Source organism: Micromonospora sp. PLK6-60 (assembly GCF_019890675.1).
In the GTDB taxonomy this organism is placed as follows: Bacteria; Actinomycetota; Actinomycetes; order Mycobacteriales; family Micromonosporaceae; genus Micromonospora.
Genome location: NZ_JAIOAA010000004.1, coordinates 272783 through 296140 on the forward strand (window position 1 = coordinate 272783; position 23358 = coordinate 296140).

A 23358-nucleotide genomic window follows, 5' to 3' on the forward strand; every position below is an offset into this window, starting at 1 on the left:
TCCTCGCCGTGAGGGTGCCCACCGGAGAGAGAGCCGGAGCGACCGTTGTGCTGTCTCAGGACGTGACCGGGGTGCGTGCCGCCCCGGTCCACCCCGGCCTCGCGGGCCGCGTGGGTCTGGTGGCCGCCGGCGTCGCCGTACTCGTCGAAGCGATCTGGCTGTTCGGGGCCCTGCCGGACGCGGCGCTGGTCAGTGACCTGGGCGGGCTGGTGGTGGCCGGATGGGCGGCGCTGGCCTGCGTCGGCGCGGCCCGCCGGCAACCGGAGCAGCGTCGCTTCTGGACGCTGCTGGCGGTCACCATGGGGCTCGCGGCGCTCGGCCGGACGGTGTGGACGGTGGAACGGCTCGGCGCCGACGACCTGCCGCACACCCCGCTGATCGGCGCGCTGTTCGTCGTCGGCCTGGTCACCGGCACAGCCGCGCTGTTGTGCTCGAACGCGGCGCCGCGCAACGCGGTCGGCCGGGCCCGGGCCGTGCTGGACGGCGTGATCGTCGGCCTGGCCCTGATCCCGATCGGCTGGGTGGTGGTCTTCAGGGACGTCGCCGCCGCCGACCTGACCGATCCACTGCGGACGATCGGTCTGCTCTACCCGATGCTCGACCTGATGCAGCTGACCATCCTGATCGCGGTCGCCGGGCCGTCGCGGCGGATGTGGCCCGCGCTGGCCATGATCGGGGTGGGGCTGGCGATCCGCGCCGTCGCCGACGCCGGGTACGTGTCGCTCGTTGCCCACGGCACGTACGCGCCGGGGCATCCGATCGATCTGTGCTGGCCGCTGAGTTACCTGCTGGTGGGCCTCGCCACCGGCTATCCGCCGCCGGCGGCCGGTGACGCCGTCGACGACACCGTCGAGTCGCCGGTGCCGCCGTGGTGGCGGGTGGCCCTGCCGTACCTGCCGGTGGGTGGGGCGATCGTGGCGGTGGTGCTCTCCCGCCGGCCCACCGGGCAGACCCCGCACCTGGTGTTCTACGGGATGATGACGCTGCTCGGCGTGCTGGCCGTACGCCAGGGGCTGGCCGCCAACGAGAACCTGCGGCTGGTGGCCCGGCTGCGCCGGCTGGCCTACTCCGACCAGCTCACCGGCCTGCCGAACCGGCTGATGTTCACCCGGCGGCTGCGCCGCGCGTTGCGCGACCGCGTCCCGGTCGCCGTGCTGCTGCTTGACCTGGACGGGTTCAAGCAGGTAAACGACCGGTTCGGGCACGCCGCCGGTGACCGGCTGCTGACCGGCATCGCGGAGCGGATGCGGGACGTGGTCGACGGCGCGGGGACCATCGCCCGGCTCGGCGGCGACGAGTTCGCGGTGCTGGTCGACGGCACCCGGGGGGTGCCGCCGGAGCGGCTCGCGGACCGGCTGCTGGCCGCCCTGCAACCGCTGCCCGGGGAGGAGGACCTCGGGGTGCACCCGTCGGCCAGCATCGGCATCGCCGAGTACGGGCCGCAGCACACCTCCCACACCGACCTGCTGCGCGACGCCGACATCGCCATGTACGCGGCGAAGGCGGCCGGGAAGTCGGCGTACCGCACCTGCACGCCGCTGCTGCGCGAGTCGGCGGTGACCCGGGCGGAGCTGATCGCCGACCTGCGCCGGGCGGTGGACGAGGGGCAACTGCACCTGGAATACCAGCCGATCGTGGACCTGGCCACCGGGGCGGTGCGCAGCGCGGAGGCGCTGGTCCGGTGGCAGCATCCGCGGCTGGGCCCGCTCACCCCGGCCCGGTTCCTGCCACTGGCCGAGGAGACCGGGCTGATCCTGCCGATCGACCGCTGGGTGATCCACGAGGCGTGCCGCGCGGCGGGTGCCTGGCGGCAGCACGCCCCGGAAGCCACCGTGGCGGTGAACATCTCCGCCGCGCACCTGCGCCGCCCCGACCTGATCGCCACGGTCACCGGGGCGACCGCCGGGGCGGGCCTGGCGCCCCGCGCGCTGACCCTGGAGCTGACCGAGTCGGCGCTGATCGAGGGCAGCGAGGTGGTGCTGGAGCGGCTGCACCAGCTGCGCGAGCTGGGCATCCGGATCGCCATCGACGACTTCGGCACCGGCTACTCGTCGCTGAGTTACCTGCACCGGATCCCGGCCACCGAGTTGAAGATCGACCGGTCGTTCGTGGCCCGGCTCGACGACGACGCCCGCGCGTACGCCACGGTGGAGATGGTGACCCGGCTGGCCGGGGCGTTCGACCTGGCGGTGGTGGCCGAGGGGGTGGAGACGCAGGCGCAGCACGAGGCGGTCGCGGCGATCGGCTGCCTGCACGGCCAGGGCTGGCGGTACGGCCGCCCGGTGGGCCTGGACGACCTGCTCGGCTCGCTCACCCCGATCGACGCTGGCCGCTGACCGCCCGGCTCGCTGACCGCCTGGCTCGCTGACCGCCTGGCTCGCTGGCCGACCCGGGGTCGTGTTCGGCCCGGTCGTGACCGGCCCGCTGAGACGGGCTGGAGGCCCCGACGAGTACGGGGCGCGCGCGGCATCCGCCGAGGCGAGGGGTCCAGCGCCCGTTGGTGCGTGCCGCGAGGTTCCAGCGCCGTGGGTGGCGTGCCCGCGCGCGGGTCCAGCGCCAACCCCCGCAACCGGGGCGGGCGGCGCTCTCACGTGGGCGGGAGCAGGGCGGGGCAGGGCAGGGCCGGACGGAGTGGGCTTGACCCTCACGTGACGGGAGGCCGCAGGCTGGATCGCGGAAGGGAGGGAACCATGGCCTACACGGTGGGACAGGTGGCGAAGGCGGCCGGCGTGACGGTGCGGACGCTGCACCACTACGACGAGATCAGCCTGCTGTCGCCGAGCGGGCGCACCGCGGCGGGCTACCGCCGGTACGACGACGCGGACCTGGAGCGGTTGCAGTTGATCCGCTACTACCGGGAGCTGGGGTTCCCGCTGGAGGAGATCGCGGCGATCCTGGACGACCCGCGGGTCGACCCGGCGGCGCACCTGCGCCGGCAGCACGAACTGCTCACCGGGCGGATCGGGAAGCTCCAGGAGATGGTCGCGGCGATCGAGCTCGCGATGGAGGCGAGGCGGATGAACATCAACCTGACCCCGGAGGAACGCTTCGAGGTCTTCGGCGACGTCGACCCGGACCAGTACGCCGACGAGGCGGAGCGGCGGTGGGGCGGCAGCGAGGCGTACCGGGAGTCGAACCGGCGGGTCGCCCGCTACGGCAAGGACGACTGGCTGCGGAACAAGGCGGAGAACGAGGACTGGGGGCGGCGGTTCGTCGCGGTGATGGACTCGGGCGTGCCGGCGGACTCGGCGGAGGCGATGGCGCTGGCCGAGGAGCACCGGCAGCTGATCAGCCGCTGGTTCTACGACTGCTCGTACGAGATCCACACCGGGCTGGCCGACATGTACCTGGCGGACGAGCGGTTCACCGCGCACTACGAGGCGATCCACCCGGGCCTGACGGCGTACCTGGCGGAGGCGATCCACGCCAACGCGATCAGCCGCGCCTGACCGCGTCGGGCGCGCGGACGGGCCGCCGGTCCGGCATATTTCATGCCGGAGCGGCAGCCCGCCGCGCGATCGGAGGCTCGTCTTGTTCATCGTCGCCGGCACCCTGTACGTCGATCCGGCCGAGCGGGACGCCTACCTGGCGTCCTGCGTCGAGGCGGTGCGGGCCGCGCGGGCCGCACCGGGCTGCGTGGACTTCGCGGTCAGCCCGGACCTGGTCGAGCCCGGCCGGATCAACGTGTACGAGCGGTGGGAGTCGGAGGAGGAACTGCTCGCCTTCCGGGGCGCCGGCCCGGCTGACGAGCAGTCCGCGGCGATCCGCGGTGCGGAGGTGCACCGCTTCCTGATCTCCTCCGTCGAGGCCCCCTGACCGCGGGGCCCGTGTCGGCACCGCTAGATGAAGATGTCGAGGACCAGCACGCCGAGGAAGCCGACCACCGAGATGATGGTCTCCATCACCGACCAGCTCTTGATGGTCTGCCCGACGGTCAGCCCGAAGTATTCCTTCACCAGCCAGAAGCCGGCGTCGTTGACGTGCGAGAAGAACAGCGAGCCGCAGCCGATGGCCAGGGCCAGCAGGGCCACCTCCGGTCCCTGCAGGGTCGCCGCGAGCGGCGCGACGATGCCGGCGGCGGTGATGGTGGCGACGGTGGCCGAGCCGGTGGCCACCCGGATGCCGACGGCGACCAGCCAGCCGAGCAGCAGCGGCGACAGGTTGGCGCCGTCGGCCGCGTCGGCGACCAGGTTGCCGACCCCGGCGTCCACCAGGACCTGCTTGAAACCGCCGCCGGCGGCGACGATCAGCAGGATGCCGGCGATGGCCGGCAGCGAGCCGCCGACGAAGCCGGAGACCTGGGTACGGCTGAAGCCGGTCCGGTAGCCGAGGAAGATCATCGCGAAGATGACACCGGCGAGCAGCGCCACGATCGGGGTGCCGACGATGTCGAGGGCCTGCCGGCCGGCGGTGCCCTCGGCGAGGGTCAGTTCGCCGATCGCCCGCAGCAGCATCAGCGCCACGGGCAGCAGCACGGTAATCACGGCGGCCCACAGGGCGGGGGCGCGGCGCGGGCGGACGTCCTCGGGGATCGTCTCGCCGGGCCGGCCGCTGCCGGCGTTGGCGAGGTCGTCCTGGCTGACCAGGTCGCCGTCGGAGTCGATCCGGTCGCCGCCGGGGGTGGTGGGGCGGCGGTCCGCGGCGTCATCGCGGTCGCCAAGCGTGGCGCGGGACCGCCGCTCGCCGGTGACCGAGACGGGCCGGCGGGTGGGCAGCAGCGCCGCCGGGGCGGTGGCCGGCACGTAGCGGGCGATGAGGTTGCCGAAGATCGGCCCGGCGATGATCACGGTGGGGATGGCGACCAGCAGGCCGAGCGCGAGGGTCTGGCCGAGGTTGGCGCCGAGGGCGTCGATCGCGACCAGCGGGCCGGGGTGCGGCGGGACCAGGCCGTGCAGCACGGAGAGGCCGGCCAGCGCCGGGATGCCGATCTTCATCAGCGGCACGTTGGTTCGCAGCGAGACCAGCAGCACGATCGGCACCAGCAGGACCACGCCGACCTCGAAGAAGAGCGGGAGCCCGATCAGGGCGGCCACGCCGGCCATCGCCCAGGGCAGGGCGCCGCCGGAGACCCGGCCGACGACCCGCTCGACGATGCTGTCGGCGCCGCCGGACTCGGCGAGCAGTCCGCCGATCATGGCGCCGAGCGCGATGAGCAGGCCGACGCCGCCGACGGTGGAGCCGACGCCGCCGCTGAACGAGGTGACGATCTTGTCGGGGGCGACGCCGGCCACGACGCCGAGCACGGCGGCGCCGAGGATCAGCGCCAGGAACGGGTGGACCTTGCCCCAGGCGATGAGGAGCACCACCGCGGCGATGCCGAGCAGCGCTGCGATGACCAGTTGGGTGCCGCCGGCGTTCGTGAGGGGTTCCGCCGGTGCGGCCAGCAGGGTGGTCACGGGATATCACGACCTTCGTCAGTCGTCGTCCGTGCCGTCTCGGGTACGGGCGATCACATGGGTGGTGCGGTGGGTGGGGGTTCCGCCGGCAGGCTGGGTGCCAGCCGGCGCAGGGACGCGAACGTGGGGACGAGCGCGTCGTACAACTCGTTGAACAACGGCAGCAGCGCCGCGTAGGTGGCGGCGGCGCCCGGGTCGGGGCGTACCGTCTCGTCGATCCGGACCAGTTCGGCGGCGAGGTCGATGGACTCGATCACGCCGAGGGCCTGCATACCCAACAGGGCGGCCCCGAAGCTGGAGCCCTCGTGGCCGGCGGGGAAGCGCACCGGCATGCCGAGGGCGTCGGCCAGCATCTGCCGCCACAGCGGGCTGCGGGCGAAGCCGCCGCTGGCGCGTACCTCGCGGACCTCGTTGCCGGCCGCGCGGACCGATTGCAGGACCAGGGCGAGCTGCTGGCAGACGCCTTCCAGGGCGGCCCGGACGAGGTGTTCGCGCCGGTGGCCGTGGGTCAGCCCGACGTACGCGCCGCGGGGCAGCGCGCTCCAGTGCGGGGCGCGCTCGCTGAGCAGGTACGGCAGCATGATCAGCCCGCCGGAGCCGACCGGCGCCCGGGCGGCGAGGTCGAGCAACTCCTCCTCGGTGCCCTCGCCCAGCTCGGGGGCGAGCGCCTCGCCGGCCCACTGGAGCACGATGCCGCCGTTGTTGATCGCCCCGCCGACCACCCAGCGGCTCTCGGTGAGGGCGTAGCAGAAGACGCCGCCGAGCGGGTCGACGGCGGGTCGTTCCACCGCCACCCGCATCGCGCCGGAGGTGCCGATGGAGCAGGCCACCACGCCCGGTTCGACGGCGCCGAGACCCAGGTTGGCAAGCGGCCCGTCGCCGGCGCCGACGACCACCCGGGTGTCCGCGGGCAGCCCGGTGGCCCGGGCCGCCTCGGCGCTCAGGCCGGGCAGCACGGTGGTGGTGGCGACCAGTTGGGGGAGCTGTTCCTCGGTGATCCCGGCCAGGCCGAGCGCCTCGGCGTCCCAGGCCAGCCGGTGGATGTCCATCAGCCCGGTGCCGGAGGCGACGGAGTGGTCGGTGACCAGCGCCTCGCAGAGGCGCAGCAGCACGTAGTCCTTGATGCCGACCCAGTGCGCGACCTGCTCGAACAGCTTCGGTTCCTGCTCGGCGAACCAGACCAGTTTGGACAGTGGCGCCATCGGGTGCACGGGGGTGCCGGTGCGCCGGTGCAGCGCCAGCCCGGTGGGGACGGCCCGGATCCGTTCGGCCTGCCGGCTGGCCCGGGAATCCGCCCAGGTGACCGACGGGGTCAGCGGTTCGCCGTCGGGGTCGAGGCCGATCAGGCTGTGCATGGCGGTGCTGAACGACAGGCCGGCCACCGGCCCGGGCAGCTCCGCGGCCACGGTACGGATGGTCTCCAGCACGGCGTCGTAGATCAGCTTCGGGTCCTGCTCGGCGTACCCGGGGTGTGGCTCGTCGAGAGGGTAGCCCACCGAGTGGCTGGCGAGCTGCCGGCCGCGTTCGTCGTAGGCCACCGACTTGGTGCTGGTGGTGCCGATGTCGACGCCGATCACCACCGCCGTCTGCGTCACCGATCGCCCCCTCGCCTGTGACCCGGCGGCTGGGACGCCACCGCTGCGGCCGACGTTACCGACGGGGGAGCGTGCCCGCACGGTGGGCGAGACGGGTCGTCGGGAGGGGTCACCCGGCCTTCCCGGACGGACCCATCGTTCCGGTTAGGTCACGGTTCGAGCACAAAGGTGGACTTTGACGTGTCCGTCCCGCTAGGGCCGGCAGTTGAACCGGACGAACACCCCGGTTGGCTCGCGCGGCGAAGGAGTCGGCGTGGCGGAGACGGATTCGACGGGCTCGACCTGGCGGTACCGGTGGGCCCACCGGCAGAACGAGCGGCGGCAGGCCGCGTACCGCGCCACGGCGGCGGCGTGGCAGCAGCGGGACGAGGAGTTGCGCCGGTTGCGTACCCTCGCGGCCGAGCTGCGGGGAACGGCCGGCGGTGGCCTGCCGGTCGAGCTGACCGCCGGCGAACTGGTCTTCTGGACCCAGCCGGCCGCCCAACTGGTGGAGGTTCGGCACACTGCCGTGCTGCCCGCCCCCGACCTGGCCGTCGAACCGGCGCCGGCCCCGCTGCGCCCGCGCCGCCCGGACGGGGTGAAGGTCCTCGACGCCGGGCTCGCCGTGCTCACCAACCGCCGGCTGGTACTGCTCGGCGGTCGCGGCCGGCGCGACTGGTCGTACGCGAAGCTGACCGGGCTGGCCCACGACCCGGCGGCGCCGGTCACCCTGCTCCAGGTCCTCGACCGGCGCGGCACCTCCGGCCTGCTGCTGCCGCCGGCCGCGGCGGCCGAGTTCCGGTTCACCCTGACCCTGGCCTTCGCCGAGGCGATCGAGCAGCGCGACACCGTGATCGCCCGGCTGGACGAGCTGATCGCCGAGCACGGGCAGCGGCAGCCGTTCCGGCCGGCGATCATCACCCCGGCGCAGGCGCGGCTGTCGGCCCGGGTGCCGGGCGGCCGGCGTACGGTCGCGGTGGCCGCCGCCGCGGCGCTGATCATCCCGGCGGTGCTGCTGGAGTCCGACCCGCCGGCGCGCACCGACATCGCGGTCGCCGCCACCCCCGCGCCGACCCACACCGCGACCGGGCTCGCCCCGGCCGGTCCGGCCGGTGCCAAGTCCAAGCCCAAGTCCAAGTCCAAGCCGTCCGCCACGCCGTCGGGCGACGGGCGCTGCGGGGCGCCGCGCAACCCGCTCGGCTACACCTTCTGCGGCGGCGACCAGGTCCGCAAGCCGCCCCGCCAGGTGTGCGACCACTTCGACTGCGCCCCCGGTTTCTGGAAGGGCAAGGGCTTCCTGGTGCAGTGCCGCGACGGCCAGTACAGCCTCAACGGCGGCCGACCCGGCGTCTGCCTGCGCCACGACGGCGTACGCCGCACCGTCTACGCTGCGCGGTAAGGAGGGGCCCCCTGTTAACGCATTCTGCATAGCAGGGGCCCCTTCTTAACAGGCAAGGCACACCGTCGGGTGCGGAAACCGCTGCGCCGGGCCGGCCTGCTGACCGCGATCCTCTCCCCGCTGCCGGTCATCCTGGGCGCGCTCCACGGTGACGCGCCGGTCAAGGTGGCCGCCGTGGCGATCGGGCTGATCCTGGTGCCGCTCGTCGGCTACCTCGGCTACCTCGGGCATCGGGCGGCCGTCACGGTCGACCGGCCGGCATAGCCGCACTTGTGCCACATGCTTGACACAAGTGCGTCCGCCTCGCCAGGCTGTTAAGAGGGGGCCCCGCCTATACAGAATGCGTTAACAGGGGCCCCCTCCTTACAAGCGAGGGGCGAGATCGTGGCGAGAGATCTGTTGCTGGCGGTGGTGGTGCTGGCGCTGGCCGGGGCGGCGGTGGTCGGCCGGCCACCGGCCGGCGAGGACGCCCCGGAGGCGGTCCGCCGTACGCTGCGCCGGTGGCGCTGCGCCGGTCTGATCCTCGGCGTGGTCGCGGCCGGCGTCGCCGTCAACGCCGACGAACTGGGCCGCGGCGTGATGGTCGCCGCACCGCTGTTCGGCCTCTGCGTACTCGCCGGGGTGGTGGTCGGGGAAGCCCGGGTCGTGCGGCTCCCTGGGTCGGTCCGGACGGCCGCGGTCGAGACCCGGCACCTGCGGCACTTCCTGCCGGCCTGGGCGGCCCCCGCGGTGGCCGTCGCCGGCGGTGCCCTCGTCGTCCTGCTGGCCCTGACCACCGTGGCCGGCTCCGCCGACGACCTCGGGCGGGCCGGCCGCCGGCTCAGCTACGCCTGCCCCGACTTCGCCGGCAGTCACGGCCCGTGGGCCGGCTCGTTCTACAGCCTGCCGCTGGCGCTGGTCGTCGGGGCCGGGGTGGTGCTGGCCGTGCTGGCGCTGCGCCGGGTCGTCGGCCGGCCCCGGCCGCTCGACGCCGCCGGAGAGCTGGTCCGCGACGACGCCGAGCGGCGCCGTTCCGGACGCGCCGTCACCGGCGCGTGCGGCCTGCTGGTCACCCTGCCCCTGATCGGCGTCTCACTGACCACCGCCGCCGCGCTGCTGGCCAACCCGTGCCGTCCACTGTGGTGGACCGTGGCGGTATGGCTGCTGCACCTGCTCGTGCCCGCCTGGCTGGCGCTGCTCGCCTGGAGCGTCGCCGCCGTCGTCGCCACCGACGTCCGCCCGGCCCGGGCCACGGTGACGTCCCCGCGATGACGCCGCTCCTCCAGGTCGACGTCACCGACCCGACACCCCCGTACGAGCAGTTGCGCCGGCAGTTCGTCGACCTGATCGGCTCGGGGGCGCTGCCCGTCGGGGAGCGGCTGCCGCCGCTGCGGCAGCTCGCCGCCGACCTCGGGCTCGCGGTCGGCACGGTCGCCCGCACGTACCGCGAGTTGGAAGCCGCCGGGCTGGTCCGGTCCCGGCGTGGCGGCGGGACCCGGGTGGCCGCGAACCCGGCGCGGCCCGCCGGGGAGCGGGCCCGCGCCCTGGACGACCTGGCTCTCGGGTACGCGCGGCAGGCCCGGCTGCTCGGCGCGGACCGCGACGCGGCGCTCGACGCGGTGCGGAGGGCCTGGCCGGCGGAGGGCTGATCCAACCGTTCCGCTGAGCCTCCGCTGGCGCCCGTATCCGATCATGGTCGGCATGTTCCACCGCAAGCGCCGCAAGAAGAAGTCCCGCTCCGATTCGAGCGTCTGTGACGCCCTGGACTGCTGCGACTGCGGCCTGATCTCGCTGTCGCTCACCTTCGCCTCGGTGGTGGCCGGGGTGACCCGGGCACCGGTGGCCGACCGGGCCGGGCGGGCCGCCATCCTCGGCTACCGGCGGTGGCTGTCGCACCGCTGGCCCGGGCAGTGCCGGTTCACCCCCAGTTGCAGCGCCTACGGCCTGGCCGCCGTGGAGCGGTACGGCCTGGCGGTGGGTGGGCGGCTGGCCGCCGCCCGGGTGCGCCGCTGCAAGCCCGGCGTGCCGCGCGGCACCCGCGATCCGCTGCGCTGACGCGGACCCCAACCGTCCGCCGCGGATGCTGGCTAGGCTCGGCTCCTGCTCCGGTGCCGCCGGTACTGCCGCAGGGCCACCCGCACGACGACCACCGGCAGGATCACCAACGCGGGAACGGCCAGCATCGTCCAGTCACCACCGACCAGATTGCCGGTGCCGAGCAGCACGATCGAGGTGCCCTGCCACAGCAGTTCGCGCCCGCTGAACGACTCACCAGGCAACGGGCGCCGGCCCCGGCGGCGCTCCTCCCGCACGAGTTGCGCTCCGCTGAGCAGGAACAGCAGGCCCAGCCCGAGGCAGAGCCAACCCGCCACCACGGCATCAAACATGACGCACCTCCCGCCAACGGCTCACGGCGGCCCGATCATCCCTGCTGGAACACCTCGAAGTCACCCCGGAAGATCTTGTACATGTGCGCCAGGCTGGTGCACATGAACTCGATCTGTTCCTTCCACATGACCGTCTGCTCCCAGATCAGCTTCGCGGTGCCGACGAGGACGTCCCACAGCTCCTTCACCAGGCGGAAGAACGTGCCCAGGTACTTGCGCCAGTCGGTGGCGCTGAGCAGCAACGCCAGCACCCGGCGGATCTTCTTCTCATAGAAGTTGGTGACGAACACCAGCGAGCCGATGATGTACCCGTACGACTGGGCGAGGGCCTCGCACTCCTGCTGGAAGGCGTTGCAGCCCTGCGCCAGCGCGTCGAACCCGGGCACCCAGCGCTGCCGGATGGTCTCCTCGAACAGCTCCGCCGGGCTGCCGGAGTGGTGACCCCCGCTGGTCCAGTGCGGCGCCAGCACGTCCATGCCCTGGGCCAGGTCGCGGGAGATCGCCCGGAAGCCGTGCTCCAGCTCGCCGAACCCCTCGCCGATATACCGCACCCGCCCCCAGTCCCCGACCGCGAACTCCATAATCTTGGAGAAGAGGTCGAAGCCGGTGAGGGCCTTGATGACGCCGTTGATGTCGCCGATCGTGCCGTGCGCCAGGGCCTCGACGTCGCCGAGCGCCGACTCGAAGGCCGGTGGGGCCGGCGACACCTGCGCCCCGCCGGTGAACGCCCCGCCGGCGCTCGACGGGTGCGCCTCCCAGGACTCGTCGACGGTCGCCCAGCGCTGCCCGACGGTCTCCATCGTGGCGGTGTTCGCCTGCTCCGCCCGGTCGTACAGGCCCGCCGAGTAGCGCAGGTTGTACGCCAGGGAGGACATGCCGGCGTGCGCGCCGGCGGCCATGTTCAGGGTGAACTCGACCATGACCTCCAGCGGCGCCCGCGCCGGCCACAGCGTCCCGTCCAGGCCGTCCCGGTTGTCGCAGTGCTCGCGGCAAAACTGTTGCAGGGTGGCGAGGGCGCCGTCCCGGTCGGCCTCGATCTGCTCGGCGTAACCCCGCAGGTAGTCGGGGTCGACCTGCATGCTCATTCCGGCTCACCGACCATCCGCCGCCCCTCCGGCGAGCGCAGATAGTCCCGCATCTGCTGCATCCGGGCGTCCGTCCAGACGTGCACCTTGCGCCCGTCCGGGTCGTCGGTCTGCCCGGAGAGCACCTCGGCCCAGGTCAGCTCGCCGCGGGCGATCTTGTCGCGGACCGCGCGGTATTCCGGTGGGGCGTCCGCCGGCACCGCGTCGTCGTCACCGTCGTCGTCGGGCTCCCGGTCGTACGCCTCGATCCGCGCGTGCAGTTGGTGCCGCCACTCGACGGCCGCCTGCTGCATGGCGTCGCGCCGGCCGCGCAGCCGGTGTTCGATTTCCCCCATGATCCCCAGGATTTCTGACATGCCAGACATGCTGGCAGCCGGCGGCTCGCCGCGAGGCCCGCGCCGGCGTCCTTTGTGGCCGGCCGGGCGGTTTGTGCCTTCACGCTGTCCCCATCCCGACGACCGCACCCGCCCCTCGACCTGCGGCGGCGCCGGGCCGGTCGGGACGTGCCGCTCGACGGCCGCGGCACGCCGGGCCGGTGACGAGGCGCCGAGGTTCGGCCTTGAGCCGGGCCGGTCAGGGCGGGCCGAAGTCCGGCACGGTCAGCGACCCGTCCTCGGCCAGCGAGAACCCCGGGTTGTGCGCGATCTCCCACACGTGCCCGTCCGGGTCGGTGAAGCAGCCGGCGTACCCGCCGTAGAAGGTCTCCCGGGCCGGTCGGGTGAGCGTCGCCCCGGCCGCCACCGCGTCGGCGAGGATCGCGTCGACCTCGGCCCGGGAGCGGACGTTCTGCGCGAGGCTGAGCCCGCCGAACCCGTCGACGCCCCGGTCGGTCACCCCCGCGTCCTCGGCGAGTTTGCCGCGCCCCCACAGCACCAGCGCCAGCCCGCCGGCCTGGAAGAAGACGGTCTCCTCGACCTCCTGGCCGCGCCAGCCGAGCCGCTGATAGAAGGCGCGGGCCCGGCCGACGTCGGCGACCCCGAGGGTGATCAGGCTGATCCGCTGCTCCATGCCCGCCAACCTAACCGCCGGACCGGCGCGGCCGGCGTGGGCCGTGCCGCTTGCACCGACATGGTCGACAGGACGCGGGCTACTCCGGGCGGTGGCAGACCGCCTCGACGTTGTTGCCGTCCGGATCGCGGACGAACGCGCCGTAGTAGGTCGGGTGGTATTCCGGCCACAGCTTCGGCTCGTGCAGCACCTCCGCCCCGGCGGCGACCGCCGCGTCGCGGAACGCCCGCACGGCCGCCCGGTCCGGGGCGGTGAACGCGATGTGCGCCGGCAGCGGCTGGTTGCCGTCGCCGGCCGGCTCCAGCCAGAAGTCGGGGGTGTCGACCCCGTAGCCGATCGGGCCGGGCTCCAGCATCCGCCGCCCGCCGAGCGGGGCCAGCACGGCGTCGTAGAAGGTGGCGCTGGCCGGCAGGTCGCGCACCTGGACGGAGAAGTGATCGAGCACGTCAGCCCCCATTTCATCGTGTCGGCCCGGCCAGCCTAGGCGCGGGCGGTGACATTTCCTTGAGAACGTCGGACCGGGCTGCTGTCATGAGCCCTGTGACGGAGCCGGAGGCAGCGCGGCGCACGGTGGAGACGGTCTGGCGGATGGAGTCCGCCCGGGTGGTCGCCGGCATCGCCGGGGTGGTGCGGGATGTCGGCCTGGCCGAGGAGTTGGCGCAGGACGCGCTGGTCGCGGCCCTGGAGCAGTGGCCGCGCGACGGGGTGCCGGCCAACCCGGGGGCGTGGTTGACGGCCGTGGGCAAGCGCCGGGCCGTCGACGCGCTGCGCCGCCGCCGGACGCAGGAGCGCACCCTGGCCGAGTTGGGCCGCGACCTCGACGATGGGGTCACGCCGGATCTCGACGCGGCCGTCGAGGAGACCATCGACGACGACCTGCTGCGGTTGATCTTCGTGGCCTGCCATCCGGTCCTGTCGCCGATCGCCCGCGCCGCGCTCACCCTGCGCCTGCTGGGCGGGCTCACCGTCGGCGAGATCGCCCGCGCCTTCCTCACCTCCGAGTCGACAGTCGGGCAGCGGATCACCCGCGCCAAGCAGACCCTGGCCACCGCGCACGTCCCGTTCGAGGTGCCCGGCCCGGCCGAGCGGTCCGAGCGCCGGGACTCGGTCCTCGAGGTCGTCTACCTGATCTTCAACGAGGGGTACGCGGCTACGGCCGGCGACGACTGGGTGCGCCCCGCGCTGTGTCAGGAGGCGCTGCGGTTGGCCCGGCTGTTGCAGGCCCTGATGCCGGGCGAGCCGGAGGTGCACGGGCTGGCCGCGCTGCTGGAGATCCAGGCGTCGCGCACGGCTGCCCGGTCCGGCCCCGACGGCGCGCCGATTCTGCTCAACGACCAGGACCGCGGCCGCTGGGACCAGCTGCTCATCCGCCGCGGGCTGGCCGCCCTCGACCGCGCCCGGACGCTGGGCGACCCCGGCCCGTACACGGTGCAGGCGGAGATCGCGGCCTGCCACGCGCGGGCGCGTACCCCGGAGGAGACGGACTGGGCGCGGATCGCCGGGCTGTACGCGGACCTCGCCCGGATCGTGCCCTCGCCGGTGGTGGAGCTGAACCGGGCCGTCGCCGTGGCCCAGGCCGACGGCCCCGCCGCCGGCCTGGAACTGGCCCGGAGGCTGGCCGACGAGCCGGCGCTGGTGCACTACCACCTGCTGCCCAGCGTGCTCGGTGACCTGCTCGCCCGGCTGGGCCGGCACGAGGAGGCCCACGCCGAGTTCGCGCGGGCGGCCCAGCTCACCGGCAACGCCCGGGAGCGGGCGTTGCTGCTCGACCGGGCCGCCGCGTGCCGCTCGAAAAAATCTTGAACCGCGATGTCGGATCCCGGGTGAGCCGTTCGACGCGTCGGTGAAAGCGCAGATGCGAGATGAGAGGAACCACTGCGATGCGTTACATGCTCATGCACAAGCTGGACGAGAACACCCCCGGCGCCTTCGACCCGAGCCCTGAGTTCATCCAGGACATGGGCGGCTACATCGAGGAGGTCGCCAAGGCCGGCGTGCTGTTGGCCGCCGAAGGGCTGGAGAAGAGCAGCGAGGAGTCCGCGCGGGTCACCGTGACCAAGGGCAAGGCCACCGTCATCGACGGGCCGTTCACCGAGACCAAGGAGCTCATCGCCGGCTTCGGCCTGCTGGAGGTCCGGTCGAAGGAGGAGGCGGTCGAGTGGGCCAAGCGGTACGCCGACCTGTTCGGCCGGCACGGCATCGACGTGGAGGTGGACGTGCGTCGGGTCAGCGAGGGCCCGATGGAGAGCTGACAGCGCCGACGGGGGGCCACGGGGGTGCCCGATCGGGAACCCCCGTGGCCGGCTCGGTCACATGCCCGGGCGGTCCGCCGTCAACCCGGCATGAGAAACCTGGTACGCGCCCTCACCGCCCTGCTCGGCCTGATCACGGTGGCGGTGGGGGTGTGGGCGCTCACCGCGCCCCGGTCGTTCAGCGAGTTCGTCGGGTTCCCGCCGCACGAGCACTTCGTGCACGACATCGGCGCGTTCCAGTTCGGCATCGGCGCCACCCTGCTGTTGGCGCTGATCTGGGCGGACCCGCTGCTGGTGGCGCTCGCCGGCTTCCTGGTCGGCGCGGTCGCCCACACCGTCAGCCACCTGATGGACGACAGCCTCGGGCAGAGCGTCCAGGTGGCCCTGTTCGCCGTGCTCGCCACCGTCGCCCTGGTCGCGCGCTGGCGGGAGCGGCGCTTCCTGGTCGGCCGGCTCGGCCCCGCGCCCGCCCCGGGCTGGGCGGCGTTGCACGGGCAGAAGACCGTGGCGTTGACCAGTCGCCGCCGCGACGGGACCCCTGTCGCCACGCCGGTCAGCATCGCGGTGGCCGGGGACGTCGCGTACGTGCGCAGCTTCGAACGGGCCTGGAAGACCGTGCGGATCCGCAACGACCCGCACGTCACGGTGGCGCCGTCGACCGCGCGCGGTGTCCCGGTGGGACCGGCCGTCCCGGCCGTCGCGCGCCGGCTCACCGGTCCGGAGTACGCGGCCGCGCGGCGCGCGCTCGCCGCCAAGTATCCGTTGCTGCACGGCGTGCTGGTGCCACTGTTTCATCGGGTGGGCCGGCGGCGCACCGGGCGGACCGTGCACTTCGCGCTGACCCGGGAACCGGAACCGACCCCCGGCGCCGCAGAGCCGGCGGAGGGGCAGGGGCGACCGGTCCGGCTCACCGTCACCGGCTGACGCCAGCGCGACCGTCGGCAGGCCGCTCCGCGAGGCGTCCGAAAAGGATTGCTGCCGGACGGTAGGATTCACTCGGAGTGACGCGACCGACACGGGGGAAGCGATGTTCGAGCGGTTGGGCAGTTTCGTCGTACGCAGGGCATGGTGGGTGATCGGCGGCTGGCTGCTCGCCGCGGTGGCGATCATCTTCGCCACCCCGTCACTGAGTGACATCACCTCCGCCGACCAGGAGAGCTTCCTGCCGCACAGCTACGAGTCGGTGCAGGCCACCGAGTTGGGCAAGAAGGCGTTCCCGCAGCAGGTCACCGCCACCGCCGCCATCGTGGTCAAACGCGCCGACGGCAAGCCGCTCACCCCGGCCGACGAGGCGCGGGTGGGTGAGTTCGCCCGGACGTTGCAGGGCCGGAACATCGCGCACACCTCCGGCTACCTGACCGGCCCGCAGGCCGTCGCGCCGGACAAGTCGGTGCAACTGGTAAACGTCGGCCTGGCCGCGCCCACGCCGGACGACCCGGCGCTGCTCGACGCCGTCCGTGAGGTGCGGGCCGCCGTCGGGCCGGCGCTGGACGGCAGCGGGCTGACCGCCGGGGTGGGCGGCGACGTGGCCACCTTCGTCGACAACGAAAACACCTTCAACGACGCCTTCGCCGTCGTCGGCATCGCCACGTTCGTGCTCATCATCGGGCTGATCCTGATCATCTTCCGCAGCCCGATCGCCGCGCTGCTGCCCATCGTGGTGATCAGCGTCGTGCTGTCCGTCACCACCGGGCTGGTCGCCGCGGCCGGCAAGGCGTTCGACCTCAACGTCAGCCAGGATCTGCAGACGATCCTGCTGATCGTGCTCTTCGGCATCGGCACCGACTACATCCTGTTCCTGCTGTTCCGCTACCGGGAACGGCTGCGGGCCGGCGACGACAAGCGCACCGCGATGGTCGTCTCGGTGCGGCGGGTCGGCGAGGTCATCACCTCCGCCGCCGCCGCGGTCATCGTCGCCTTCCTGGTGCTGCTGCTCGCCTCGCTGGGCTTCTTCGGCTCGCTGGGCCCGGCGCTCGCCATCGGCGTCGGCGTCATGCTGATCACCTCGCTCACCCTCATCCCGGCGTTGGTCTCCCTGCTCGGCCGGTTCGTCTTCTGGCCGTCGAAGGCGTGGCAGCGTACGCCGAAGGCCACCCTGGCCCGGCGGCTCGGCGGCGCCATCGGCCGCCGGCCGGCGCTGGTGGCGTTGGGTTCCGGCGCCCTGCTGGTCGCGCTGGCCGCCGGGGTGCTCGGCTACAAGGCCGACTACGACTTCAGCGCCGGCTTCCCGCAGGACACCGAGTCGGCGAAGGCCGCCGCCGACCTGCAACGCGGCTTCGCCGCCGGCGCGCTGGCCCCCACCGAGGTCTACCTGACCACCGGCAACGGCACGCCGCTGACCGACCAACAGGTCAACGACTTCTCGGCGGCCGCCGCGGGCGCCCCCGGGGTGGGCCGGGTGCAACCGGCCGAGCGGGGCAGCGACCCGAGCGTGGCCCGGATCAACCTGCTGCTCAACGAGAACCCGGTCTCCAACGAGGCGATCACCCTGGTCCGCGGCGACCTACGCGACGCCCTGCACGCCGCCGCCCCCGCCGGCACCAGCGCACTGGTCGGTGGCACCACCGCGATCTTCGCCGATATCAACTCGGCAAACAACCGGGACCTGTCGGTCATCCTGCCGGTCGCGGCCGGCCTGATCGCGCTGATCCTGGCGTTGCTGCTGCGCAGCCTGGTCGCCCCGATCTATCTGGTCGTGGCGGTGCTGCTCAACTTCGCCGCGACGCTCGGTGCGACGGTCTATCTCTTCCAGGGCTTGCAGGACAAGCCGGGCGTGACGTTCCAGTTGCCGATCATCCTGTACCTGTTCGTGGTGGCGATCGGCACGGACTACAACATCCTGATGATCGCCCGGTTGCGGGAGGAGGCCCGGGAGGGCAACGAACCGCACGAGGCCGCCGCGATCGGGGTGGAACACGCCGGGCCGACGGTGGCCGCGGCCGGGGTGATCCTGGCCGGGACGTTCGCGGTGCTGATGCTCGCGCCGATCTCGTTCCTCCAGCAGATGGGGTTCGCGGTGGCGATCGGGATCGTGCTGTCGGCGTTCGTCATGTCGATGTTCTTCGTGCCGGCGTTGACGGCGTTGATCGGGCACGCGGCGTGGTGGCCGGGGCACGGCGACCGGCGGCGCAACGGCGGCCGGCACGCCGAGCCGGAACCGGAGGCCGTGGCGCAGGCGTAGGCCCGGCCCTGGCGCGGGCCGGCGCCGAGCACGGCGAGGACCGCGACGCGGGCCGGTCAGCGCCGGGCCGCGACGGGTCCGGCCGGCGACCGGCGGCGCGGTGACGGGCCGCCGGTCGCGGCTGGTGCGCTGTCGGGGCGGCCCGCGCGGTGCACGACGGCGACCGCCGCGAGGGCGATCGCCAGGCCCACGGCGGTCTGCCCGGTGAACGGCTCGTCGAACATGGCCGCGCCCCAGACCGCCGTGACCGGGGCCATCAGGAACATGAGCGTGTTGACCCGGGTCACCCCGGAACGCTGGAGCACCAACCAGTAGAGCCCGTAGCCGCCGAACGTCGAGAGGATCACCAGCCACCCGATGGCGAACCAGAACGAACCGGCGGGCGGGGGCGTGGCGGCCCCGAAGGCTGCGGCGGCGGCGGTGAATACCACCGCGCTGGTGGCGCAGTGGATGGTCAGCGCCGTCCACGGGGTGACCCGGGTCCGGGACCGCTGGTCGAGGAAGGTGGCCGCGACCAGGGAGAGCATGCCGGCGAACGGGATGAGGTAGGTCCACCAGGCGACGGTGCTGTTCGCCGCGGCGTCGGCGGTGGTGACCGTGACGACCCCGGCGAGCCCGAGGCAGAGGCCGAGCCACTGCCGGCCCGAGACGTACTGGCGCAGCAGCGGGCCGGCCAGCGCGCCGGCGACGAGGGGTTGGGTGCCGTCGATCAGGGCGGTGGTGCCGCTGGAGACGCCGAGCTGGATGGCGTAGTAGACGGTGAGCAGGTAGCCGCTCTGGGAGAGCAGCCCGATGACCGCCTGCCGCCCGACGTCGCGCGGGGTCAACCCCCGCCAGCCGGCCCGGGCGGCGGTCACGGCGGCGAGGACGAGCGCCAGCGGCAGGAACCGCCACATCAGGAGCGTCACCGCGTCCGCGCTGCCGGTGCCCAGCTTGGCGCCCACGAACCCGGAGCTCCAGCACAGCACGAAGGCGGCGGCGAGGAGGAGGTTCATGCTGGTCACCCACAATCACTAAACAGATCGGTATACCTGGCGTAGGGGAGCCACTATACAGATCGGTATACGATGGGGTGATGGCGACCAGGCGGATCACGATGACCCCCGGCGCGCGGCGCGTGCTCGCCGCCGCCGGGCGGCTGTTCTACGCGCGCGGCATCCACGCCGTCGGCGTGGACCTGATCGCCGCCGAGGCCGGGGTGACGAAGAAGACCCTCTACGACCGGTTCGGCTCCAAGGACCAGCTCGTCGTCGAATACCTCGCCGACCGCGACGAGCGCTGGCGGGCCTTCCTCGCCGACCGGCTCCAGCAGGTCGAGCCGGGCTCCGCCGACCGGGTGCTCGCGGTCTTCGACGCCTCCCGCGCCTGGATGACCGACAGCAGCCCCCGGGGCTGCGCCATGATCAACGCCTCCGCCGAGATCAGTGACCCCGACCACCCCGCCTACCCGGTCATCACCGGGCAGAAGACGTGGATGCTGGACCTCTTCGCCGAACTGGTCCGCGAGTTCCACCCCACCGGCGCCGAGGAACTGGCCCGCACCCTGCTGCTGCTGCACGAGGGCGCGCTCGTCGCCCACGGGCTGCGCACCTTCCCCGACCCGATCGGCCACGCCCGCGACCAGGCGCGCACCCTCCTCGACCGGGCGTAGCTCAGCCGTCGCCGGGGCGGACCAGCCCACTCTCGTACGCGATCACCACGAGCTGGGCGCGGTCGCGGGCCCGCAGCTTCTGCAACAGCCGGCTGACGTAGGTGCGGGCGGTGTCCGGGCTGAGGAACAACGCCGCGCCGATCTCCGCGTTGGACCGGCCGGCGCCCACCTGCGCCAGCACCTCCCGCTCCCGCGCGGTGAGCCCGGCCAGCCGCGCCGGATCCGCCACCGGCGAGCGGGCCGCCGCGGCGAGCACCCGCCGGGTCACCGCCGGCGACAGCAGACCCTCCCCGGCCGCCACCACCCGTACGGCGTCGCGCAGCGCGTCCGGCGGGGTGTCCTTGAGCAGGAAACCGGCCGCCCCGGCGCGGATCGCCTCGAACAGGTACTCGTCGTCGTCGAACGTCGTCAGCATCACCACCTGCACGCCGGCCAGCTCCGGGTCGGCGAGGATCCGGCGGGTCGCCTCGATGCCGTCCCCGCCGGGCATCCGCACGTCCATCAGCACCACGTCGGGGCGTTCCGCCCGGACCAGCCGTACCGCGCTCGCGCCGTCACCGGCCTCGCCGACCACGGTGAGGTCCGGGGCGCGGTCGAGCAGCGCGCGCAGGCCGGTGCGCACCAGATGCTGGTCGTCGACCAGGACGACCCGGACGGCACTCACGCGGTGTCACCCTTCGTTCGCGACTGCGCGGCTCGCACCCCCGGCCCTGGTGCACCCCGGGCCAGCGGCAGCTCCACGTACACCCGGAAGCCGGCGGCCCCGGTGCGGCCGGCCTCGACGGTGCCACCGAGCAGCGCGACCCGCTCGGACATGCCCCGCAGGCCCTGGCCGGGGCCGCCCGGCGACGCGCCGCGACCGTCGTCGACCACCGCCACCGACAACCGCTCCGGCGTGGCCTCGATGGTCACCGTCACGCGGGTGGCGTCGGCGTGCCGCAGCACGTTCGTCAACGCCTCCTGCACCACCCGGTAGACGGTGGCGCCCACCACCGCGGGCAGCGTGTCCACCGCGCCGTCCACCCGCAGCTCCACCGCCAACCCACCCCGGCGTACGCCGTCGACAAGCGCCGCCAGCTGGGCCGGACCGGGCACCGGCTCGCGCGGGCTGGGCTCGCGGCGCAGCGTGCCCAGCGTCGCGCGCAGCTCCGCCATCGCGGTGCCGCTCACCGACCGGATCGCGTCCAGCGCGGTCGACACCTGCGCCGGCTCGTCGTCGACCAGGGCCTCCTGCGCCACCGCCGACTGCAACGTGATCACCGACATCGTGTGGCCCAGGGTGTCGTGCACCTCCCGGGCGATGCGCAGCCGCTCCGCCTCGACCTGCCGGGCCGCCTCCCGCCGCTGATCCTCGGCGGCCGTCACCGCCTGCCGGACCAGCGCCGCCCGCAGCGACCGCCGGTTACGCACCGCGTCGCCGAGCGCGATCACGGCCAGCATCAACGCCGCCTCCGACCCCAGCTCCACCCCGACGACCACCGAGACGGCGTCGCCCTCGACCAGCCGGGCCGCCACCGACACGGCCAGCAGGCCCCCGCCCACCACCGCCGCCGGCACCACCCGCCCCCGCTCCGCCACCCGGAACAGCACCGCGGCGGCCGGCGCGGCCAACCCCACCGGCGGCAGGTCCAACACGTAGTAGCCGAGGATGCCCGCCGCCGTCGCCAGCAACGCCGGCACCGGCCACCGCCGCGCGGCCAGCAGCAACCCGCCCAACCCCACCCCGAAACCGCAGGCCAACGCCGCGCGCGGCAGCGCCACGCCGTCGGCCGCCACCGCCGCCGCGACCAGGCCGAAGGTGGCCACGGCGAGCAGCGCGTCGCCGCGGGTCGGTGAGGTGGCCTGCACATCAGCCAGCGTAGGGCCGCGCGGGCCACGGACGCTGTCGCCGGCAGGCGTCAGGGACCACCCCCAGGCGTACGCCGAGAAGCGATCCCCGCTCGCGCGGCCGCGCGGCAGACGGCCGACCGGCGCGAACCTAGCGTCGACAGCATCCCCTCGAAGTGAAGGAGAACCGTCGTGCGTGCCAAGCTCACCTGGGCCGCGCTGATCGCGCTGACCTGGACGGCGATGATGTCGTTCGGCGGGGTCGCCGCCGAGACCGTCATGCTCTATCCGAACATCTTCGGCGACCCGCCCGCCTCGCTGGACCGGGCCCGGGAGTTCCTGGTCGACGGCGGTCCCAGCGACTACTTCCCGCCGCTGGGCGCCAGCGTGGTGCTGTTCAGCCTGGCCGCGACCGTGCTCACCTGGCGGGACCGGCGGCTGCGGTGGCTGGTCGCCGGCGCCGCCGCCGTGTTCATCGCGTGCGAGTTCCTGTTCTCGGTGGCGTTCTTCTGGCCGCGCAACGAGATCATGTTCGTGGACCCGCCGGGGACACACTCCGCTGAGTACCTGCGTCAGGTGGCTCGGGAGTTCGTCGCCGGGCACTGGGTACGGCTGGCCGGCGGGGCGGTCACGGCGGCGTTGGCCTTTGTCGCCCTGCTGCGGTTCGCTCGGCAGAACCCGGTGTCGCGATGAGCGGGGCTCGGCGGGCGCTCGGGTTCTCCTGGCCGGTGCTGATCGGGTTGGCGGCGTTGGCGGCGCCTCGGGTGGTGCTGCACGACCTGCGGCTGGTCTCAAGTCCGTTGGTCGCGGGGCTGCTGGTGGTGGTGCCGGCGGTGTGCTGGATCGGGGCGGTGGTGTGGCGGCGACCGCCGCACCCGTTCCTGACGGTGCTGGTGATCGGGGCGATCTACGGGGTGTTTCTCGCCGTCGGGCATCAGGTGTTGTGGGATCGGGCGTTCGACGGGCGTCCGCCGTCGCTTGATGTGGTGGATACCTGGGCGCAGGGGCCGATTTTGCGGGTGGCGGCGTTCGTGTCGAGTGTGTTCACCGGGGTGGTGGTGGGGGTGGTTACCGGGGCGGTGGCGGCGCTGCTGTGCCGGGTGGTGCCGGCGTCCCGTCGAGCCGAATCGTGATCAACCGCGCCTGCTGCCGGCCAGCTATGTCAGCGAGACCTGGACCGCGACATCGTGCTTCGGGTAGTGCGCGTCGATCTGGTCCGAGCCGTACTTCTCGCGGAACATTCGCACGATGCGGTCGACCCGGTCCGCGTCGGTGATCGGGGTCGCGGTGCTGCTCACCGCCGTCCCGTTGACACTCAACTGCACCATCGGCGTCTCGCGTACGTTCTTGTACCACTGGCTGTCCGAGCCGGTGATCGGGACGAGGAAGGCGCTCTCCTCCTCCTGGACGAACCAGACGGGGCGGGTGATCTGCCGACCGGTCCGACGGCCGGTCACGGTCAGCTCGACCTCGTTGGCGTCGCTGAGGGCTTCTCTGACGGCCTTGGTCACGGCGTCCTCCGGGCAACATCTCGGCATGCTCTCCACTGGCAGGCTATTGACGTTTGCCGCCGGTCGAGGCGTGATCCGCGAACACGGCCACGTCAGGTTCCGGGGCGT

The 23358-nt window shown here is 73.5% G+C and carries 26 protein-coding genes; 15 read left to right on the top strand and 11 right to left on the bottom strand.

Annotation, left to right across the window (positions count from 1 at the left end; all coding sequences use genetic code 11):
- Window positions 1-47 precede the first annotated feature (47 nt).
- From K7640_RS10640 to K7640_RS10650, 3 genes are all read left to right on the top strand, one after another.
- Window positions 48-2336, top strand: coding sequence for a bifunctional diguanylate cyclase/phosphodiesterase (locus K7640_RS10640; protein ID WP_308042502.1), 2289 nt, complete (start codon window positions 48-50; stop codon window positions 2334-2336).
- 354 nt (window positions 2337-2690) lie between these two features.
- Complete coding sequence (locus tag K7640_RS10645) at window positions 2691-3449, top strand: MerR family transcriptional regulator (RefSeq protein WP_222954592.1); 759 nt, start codon at window positions 2691-2693, stop codon at window positions 3447-3449.
- An 82-nt stretch (window positions 3450-3531) separates the two neighbouring features.
- A complete protein-coding gene (locus K7640_RS10650) occupies window positions 3532-3816 on the top strand; it encodes a putative quinol monooxygenase (RefSeq protein ID WP_222954593.1) in 285 nt (94 codons plus the stop codon).
- A gap of 23 nt (window positions 3817-3839) precedes the next feature.
- Here K7640_RS10650 and K7640_RS10655 read toward each other — a convergent pair whose 3' ends face one another.
- Window positions 3840-5396, bottom strand: coding sequence for a GntP family permease (locus K7640_RS10655; RefSeq protein WP_222954594.1), 1557 nt, complete (start codon window positions 5394-5396; stop codon window positions 3840-3842).
- A 53-nt stretch (window positions 5397-5449) separates the two neighbouring features.
- A complete protein-coding gene (locus K7640_RS30770) occupies window positions 5450-6991 on the bottom strand; it encodes a gluconokinase (protein WP_222954595.1) in 1542 nt (513 codons plus the stop codon).
- Between the two features lie 253 nt (window positions 6992-7244).
- Here K7640_RS30770 and K7640_RS10665 point away from each other — a divergent pair, with 253 nt between their 5' ends.
- The 5 genes from K7640_RS10665 (at window position 7245) to yidD (ending at window position 10403) form a co-directional block, all read left to right on the top strand.
- A complete protein-coding gene (locus tag K7640_RS10665) occupies window positions 7245-8369 on the top strand; it encodes a hypothetical protein (protein WP_222954596.1) in 1125 nt (374 codons plus the stop codon).
- 69 nt (window positions 8370-8438) lie between these two features.
- Complete coding sequence (locus tag K7640_RS10670; RefSeq protein WP_222954597.1) at window positions 8439-8633, top strand: hypothetical protein; 195 nt, start codon at window positions 8439-8441, stop codon at window positions 8631-8633.
- A 120-nt stretch (window positions 8634-8753) separates the two neighbouring features.
- The gene (locus K7640_RS10675; protein WP_308042503.1) at window positions 8754-9620 is read left to right on the top strand and encodes a hypothetical protein; all 867 of its coding nucleotides are present in this window, start codon (window positions 8754-8756) and stop codon (window positions 9618-9620) included.
- On the top strand, window positions 9617-9997 hold the full coding sequence (locus tag K7640_RS10680; protein ID WP_222954598.1) for a GntR family transcriptional regulator: 381 nt from the start codon (window positions 9617-9619) through the stop codon (window positions 9995-9997). The genes K7640_RS10675 and K7640_RS10680 overlap by 4 nt, the downstream gene beginning before the upstream one ends.
- Window positions 9998-10049: 52 nt before the next feature.
- Complete coding sequence (gene yidD, locus K7640_RS10685) at window positions 10050-10403, top strand: membrane protein insertion efficiency factor YidD (RefSeq protein ID WP_255608600.1); 354 nt, start codon at window positions 10050-10052, stop codon at window positions 10401-10403.
- A gap of 32 nt (window positions 10404-10435) precedes the next feature.
- On the opposite strand, the gene K7640_RS10690 is transcribed toward yidD, so the two are convergent.
- The 5 genes from K7640_RS10690 to K7640_RS10710 all read right to left on the bottom strand — a co-directional run bounded on the left by K7640_RS10690 (window position 10436) and on the right by K7640_RS10710 (window position 13285).
- A complete protein-coding gene (locus K7640_RS10690; RefSeq protein ID WP_222954600.1) occupies window positions 10436-10735 on the bottom strand; it encodes a hypothetical protein in 300 nt (99 codons plus the stop codon).
- A 35-nt stretch (window positions 10736-10770) separates the two neighbouring features.
- On the bottom strand, window positions 10771-11820 hold the full coding sequence (locus tag K7640_RS10695) for a hypothetical protein (protein WP_222954601.1): 1050 nt from the start codon (window positions 11818-11820) through the stop codon (window positions 10771-10773).
- The gene (locus tag K7640_RS10700) at window positions 11817-12176 is read right to left on the bottom strand and encodes a hypothetical protein (protein WP_222954602.1); all 360 of its coding nucleotides are present in this window, start codon (window positions 12174-12176) and stop codon (window positions 11817-11819) included. Before K7640_RS10700 ends, K7640_RS10695 begins: the two co-directional genes overlap by 4 nt.
- 217 nt (window positions 12177-12393) lie before the next feature.
- Entirely contained in the window at window positions 12394-12828 is a 435-nt protein-coding gene (locus K7640_RS10705) for a VOC family protein (RefSeq protein ID WP_222954603.1), read from the bottom strand.
- Between the two features lie 79 nt (window positions 12829-12907).
- Window positions 12908-13285, bottom strand: a complete 378-nt coding sequence (locus K7640_RS10710) for a VOC family protein (RefSeq protein ID WP_374198080.1) — start codon at window positions 13283-13285, stop codon at window positions 12908-12910.
- A 74-nt stretch (window positions 13286-13359) separates the two neighbouring features.
- Here K7640_RS10710 and K7640_RS10715 point away from each other — a divergent pair, with 74 nt between their 5' ends.
- The 4 genes from K7640_RS10715 (at window position 13360) to K7640_RS10730 (ending at window position 18261) form a co-directional block, all read left to right on the top strand.
- Window positions 13360-14631: an RNA polymerase sigma factor gene (locus tag K7640_RS10715; RefSeq protein WP_255608601.1), complete on the top strand. Its 1272-nt coding sequence runs from the start codon at window positions 13360-13362 to the stop codon at window positions 14629-14631.
- A 77-nt stretch (window positions 14632-14708) separates the two neighbouring features.
- Complete coding sequence (locus K7640_RS10720; RefSeq protein WP_222954605.1) at window positions 14709-15080, top strand: YciI family protein; 372 nt, start codon at window positions 14709-14711, stop codon at window positions 15078-15080.
- A gap of 90 nt (window positions 15081-15170) precedes the next feature.
- Entirely contained in the window at window positions 15171-16004 is an 834-nt protein-coding gene (locus tag K7640_RS10725; RefSeq protein ID WP_222954606.1) for a PPOX class F420-dependent oxidoreductase, read from the top strand.
- Window positions 16005-16107: 103 nt separating this feature from the next.
- Window positions 16108-18261, top strand: a complete 2154-nt coding sequence (locus tag K7640_RS10730; protein ID WP_222954607.1) for an MMPL family transporter — start codon at window positions 16108-16110, stop codon at window positions 18259-18261.
- A gap of 56 nt (window positions 18262-18317) precedes the next feature.
- On the opposite strand, the gene K7640_RS10735 is transcribed toward K7640_RS10730, so the two are convergent.
- Window positions 18318-19256 carry a DMT family transporter gene (locus K7640_RS10735; RefSeq protein ID WP_222954608.1) on the bottom strand — a complete coding sequence of 313 codons (939 nt, stop codon included), beginning with the start codon at window positions 19254-19256 and terminating at the stop codon, window positions 18318-18320.
- Between the two features lie 80 nt (window positions 19257-19336).
- On the opposite strand from K7640_RS10735, the gene K7640_RS10740 reads away from it, so the two are divergent.
- A complete protein-coding gene (locus K7640_RS10740; RefSeq protein ID WP_222954609.1) occupies window positions 19337-19912 on the top strand; it encodes a TetR/AcrR family transcriptional regulator in 576 nt (191 codons plus the stop codon).
- A 1-nt stretch (window position 19913) separates the two neighbouring features.
- Here the strand turns inward: K7640_RS10740 and K7640_RS10745 are convergent, their stop codons facing one another.
- Window positions 19914-20576, bottom strand: a complete 663-nt coding sequence (locus tag K7640_RS10745) for a response regulator transcription factor (protein WP_222954610.1) — start codon at window positions 20574-20576, stop codon at window positions 19914-19916.
- On the bottom strand, window positions 20573-21760 hold the full coding sequence (locus K7640_RS10750) for a sensor histidine kinase (RefSeq protein ID WP_222954611.1): 1188 nt from the start codon (window positions 21758-21760) through the stop codon (window positions 20573-20575). The genes K7640_RS10745 and K7640_RS10750 overlap by 4 nt, the downstream gene beginning before the upstream one ends.
- 171 nt (window positions 21761-21931) lie before the next feature.
- Here K7640_RS10750 and K7640_RS10755 point away from each other — a divergent pair, with 171 nt between their 5' ends.
- Both K7640_RS10755 and K7640_RS10760 read left to right on the top strand, forming a co-directional pair.
- Entirely contained in the window at window positions 21932-22432 is a 501-nt protein-coding gene (locus tag K7640_RS10755; protein WP_308042504.1) for a DUF1772 domain-containing protein, read from the top strand.
- A 35-nt stretch (window positions 22433-22467) separates the two neighbouring features.
- Entirely contained in the window at window positions 22468-22872 is a 405-nt protein-coding gene (locus K7640_RS10760; RefSeq protein WP_308042505.1) for a hypothetical protein, read from the top strand.
- Between the two features lie 24 nt (window positions 22873-22896).
- Here the strand turns inward: K7640_RS10760 and K7640_RS10765 are convergent, their stop codons facing one another.
- Entirely contained in the window at window positions 22897-23250 is a 354-nt protein-coding gene (locus K7640_RS10765; protein ID WP_222954613.1) for a nitroreductase/quinone reductase family protein, read from the bottom strand.
- Window positions 23251-23358 lie beyond the last annotated feature (108 nt).

Coding starts and splice junctions, on each gene's coding strand:
- K7640_RS10645 (WP_222954592.1), top strand. CDS start 2,691: ATGGCCTACACGGTGGGACAGGTGGCGAAGGCGGCCGGCGTGACGGTG.
- K7640_RS10680 (WP_222954598.1), top strand. CDS start 9,617: ATGACGCCGCTCCTCCAGGTCGACGTCACCGACCCGACACCCCCGTAC.
- yidD (WP_255608600.1), top strand. CDS start 10,050: ATGTTCCACCGCAAGCGCCGCAAGAAGAAGTCCCGCTCCGATTCGAGC.
- K7640_RS10690 (WP_222954600.1), bottom strand. CDS start 10,735: ATGTTTGATGCCGTGGTGGCGGGTTGGCTCTGCCTCGGGCTGGGCCTG.
- K7640_RS10695 (WP_222954601.1), bottom strand. CDS start 11,820: ATGAGCATGCAGGTCGACCCCGACTACCTGCGGGGTTACGCCGAGCAG.
- K7640_RS10700 (WP_222954602.1), bottom strand. CDS start 12,176: ATGTCAGAAATCCTGGGGATCATGGGGGAAATCGAACACCGGCTGCGC.
- K7640_RS10705 (WP_222954603.1), bottom strand. CDS start 12,828: ATGGAGCAGCGGATCAGCCTGATCACCCTCGGGGTCGCCGACGTCGGC.
- K7640_RS10710 (WP_374198080.1), bottom strand. CDS start 13,285: ATGGGGGCTGACGTGCTCGATCACTTCTCCGTCCAGGTGCGCGACCTG.
- K7640_RS10715 (WP_255608601.1), top strand. CDS start 13,360: ATGAGCCCTGTGACGGAGCCGGAGGCAGCGCGGCGCACGGTGGAGACG.
- K7640_RS10720 (WP_222954605.1), top strand. CDS start 14,709: ATGCGTTACATGCTCATGCACAAGCTGGACGAGAACACCCCCGGCGCC.
- K7640_RS10725 (WP_222954606.1), top strand. CDS start 15,171: ATGAGAAACCTGGTACGCGCCCTCACCGCCCTGCTCGGCCTGATCACG.
- K7640_RS10730 (WP_222954607.1), top strand. CDS start 16,108: ATGTTCGAGCGGTTGGGCAGTTTCGTCGTACGCAGGGCATGGTGGGTG.
- K7640_RS10735 (WP_222954608.1), bottom strand. CDS start 19,256: ATGAACCTCCTCCTCGCCGCCGCCTTCGTGCTGTGCTGGAGCTCCGGG.
- K7640_RS10740 (WP_222954609.1), top strand. CDS start 19,337: ATGGCGACCAGGCGGATCACGATGACCCCCGGCGCGCGGCGCGTGCTC.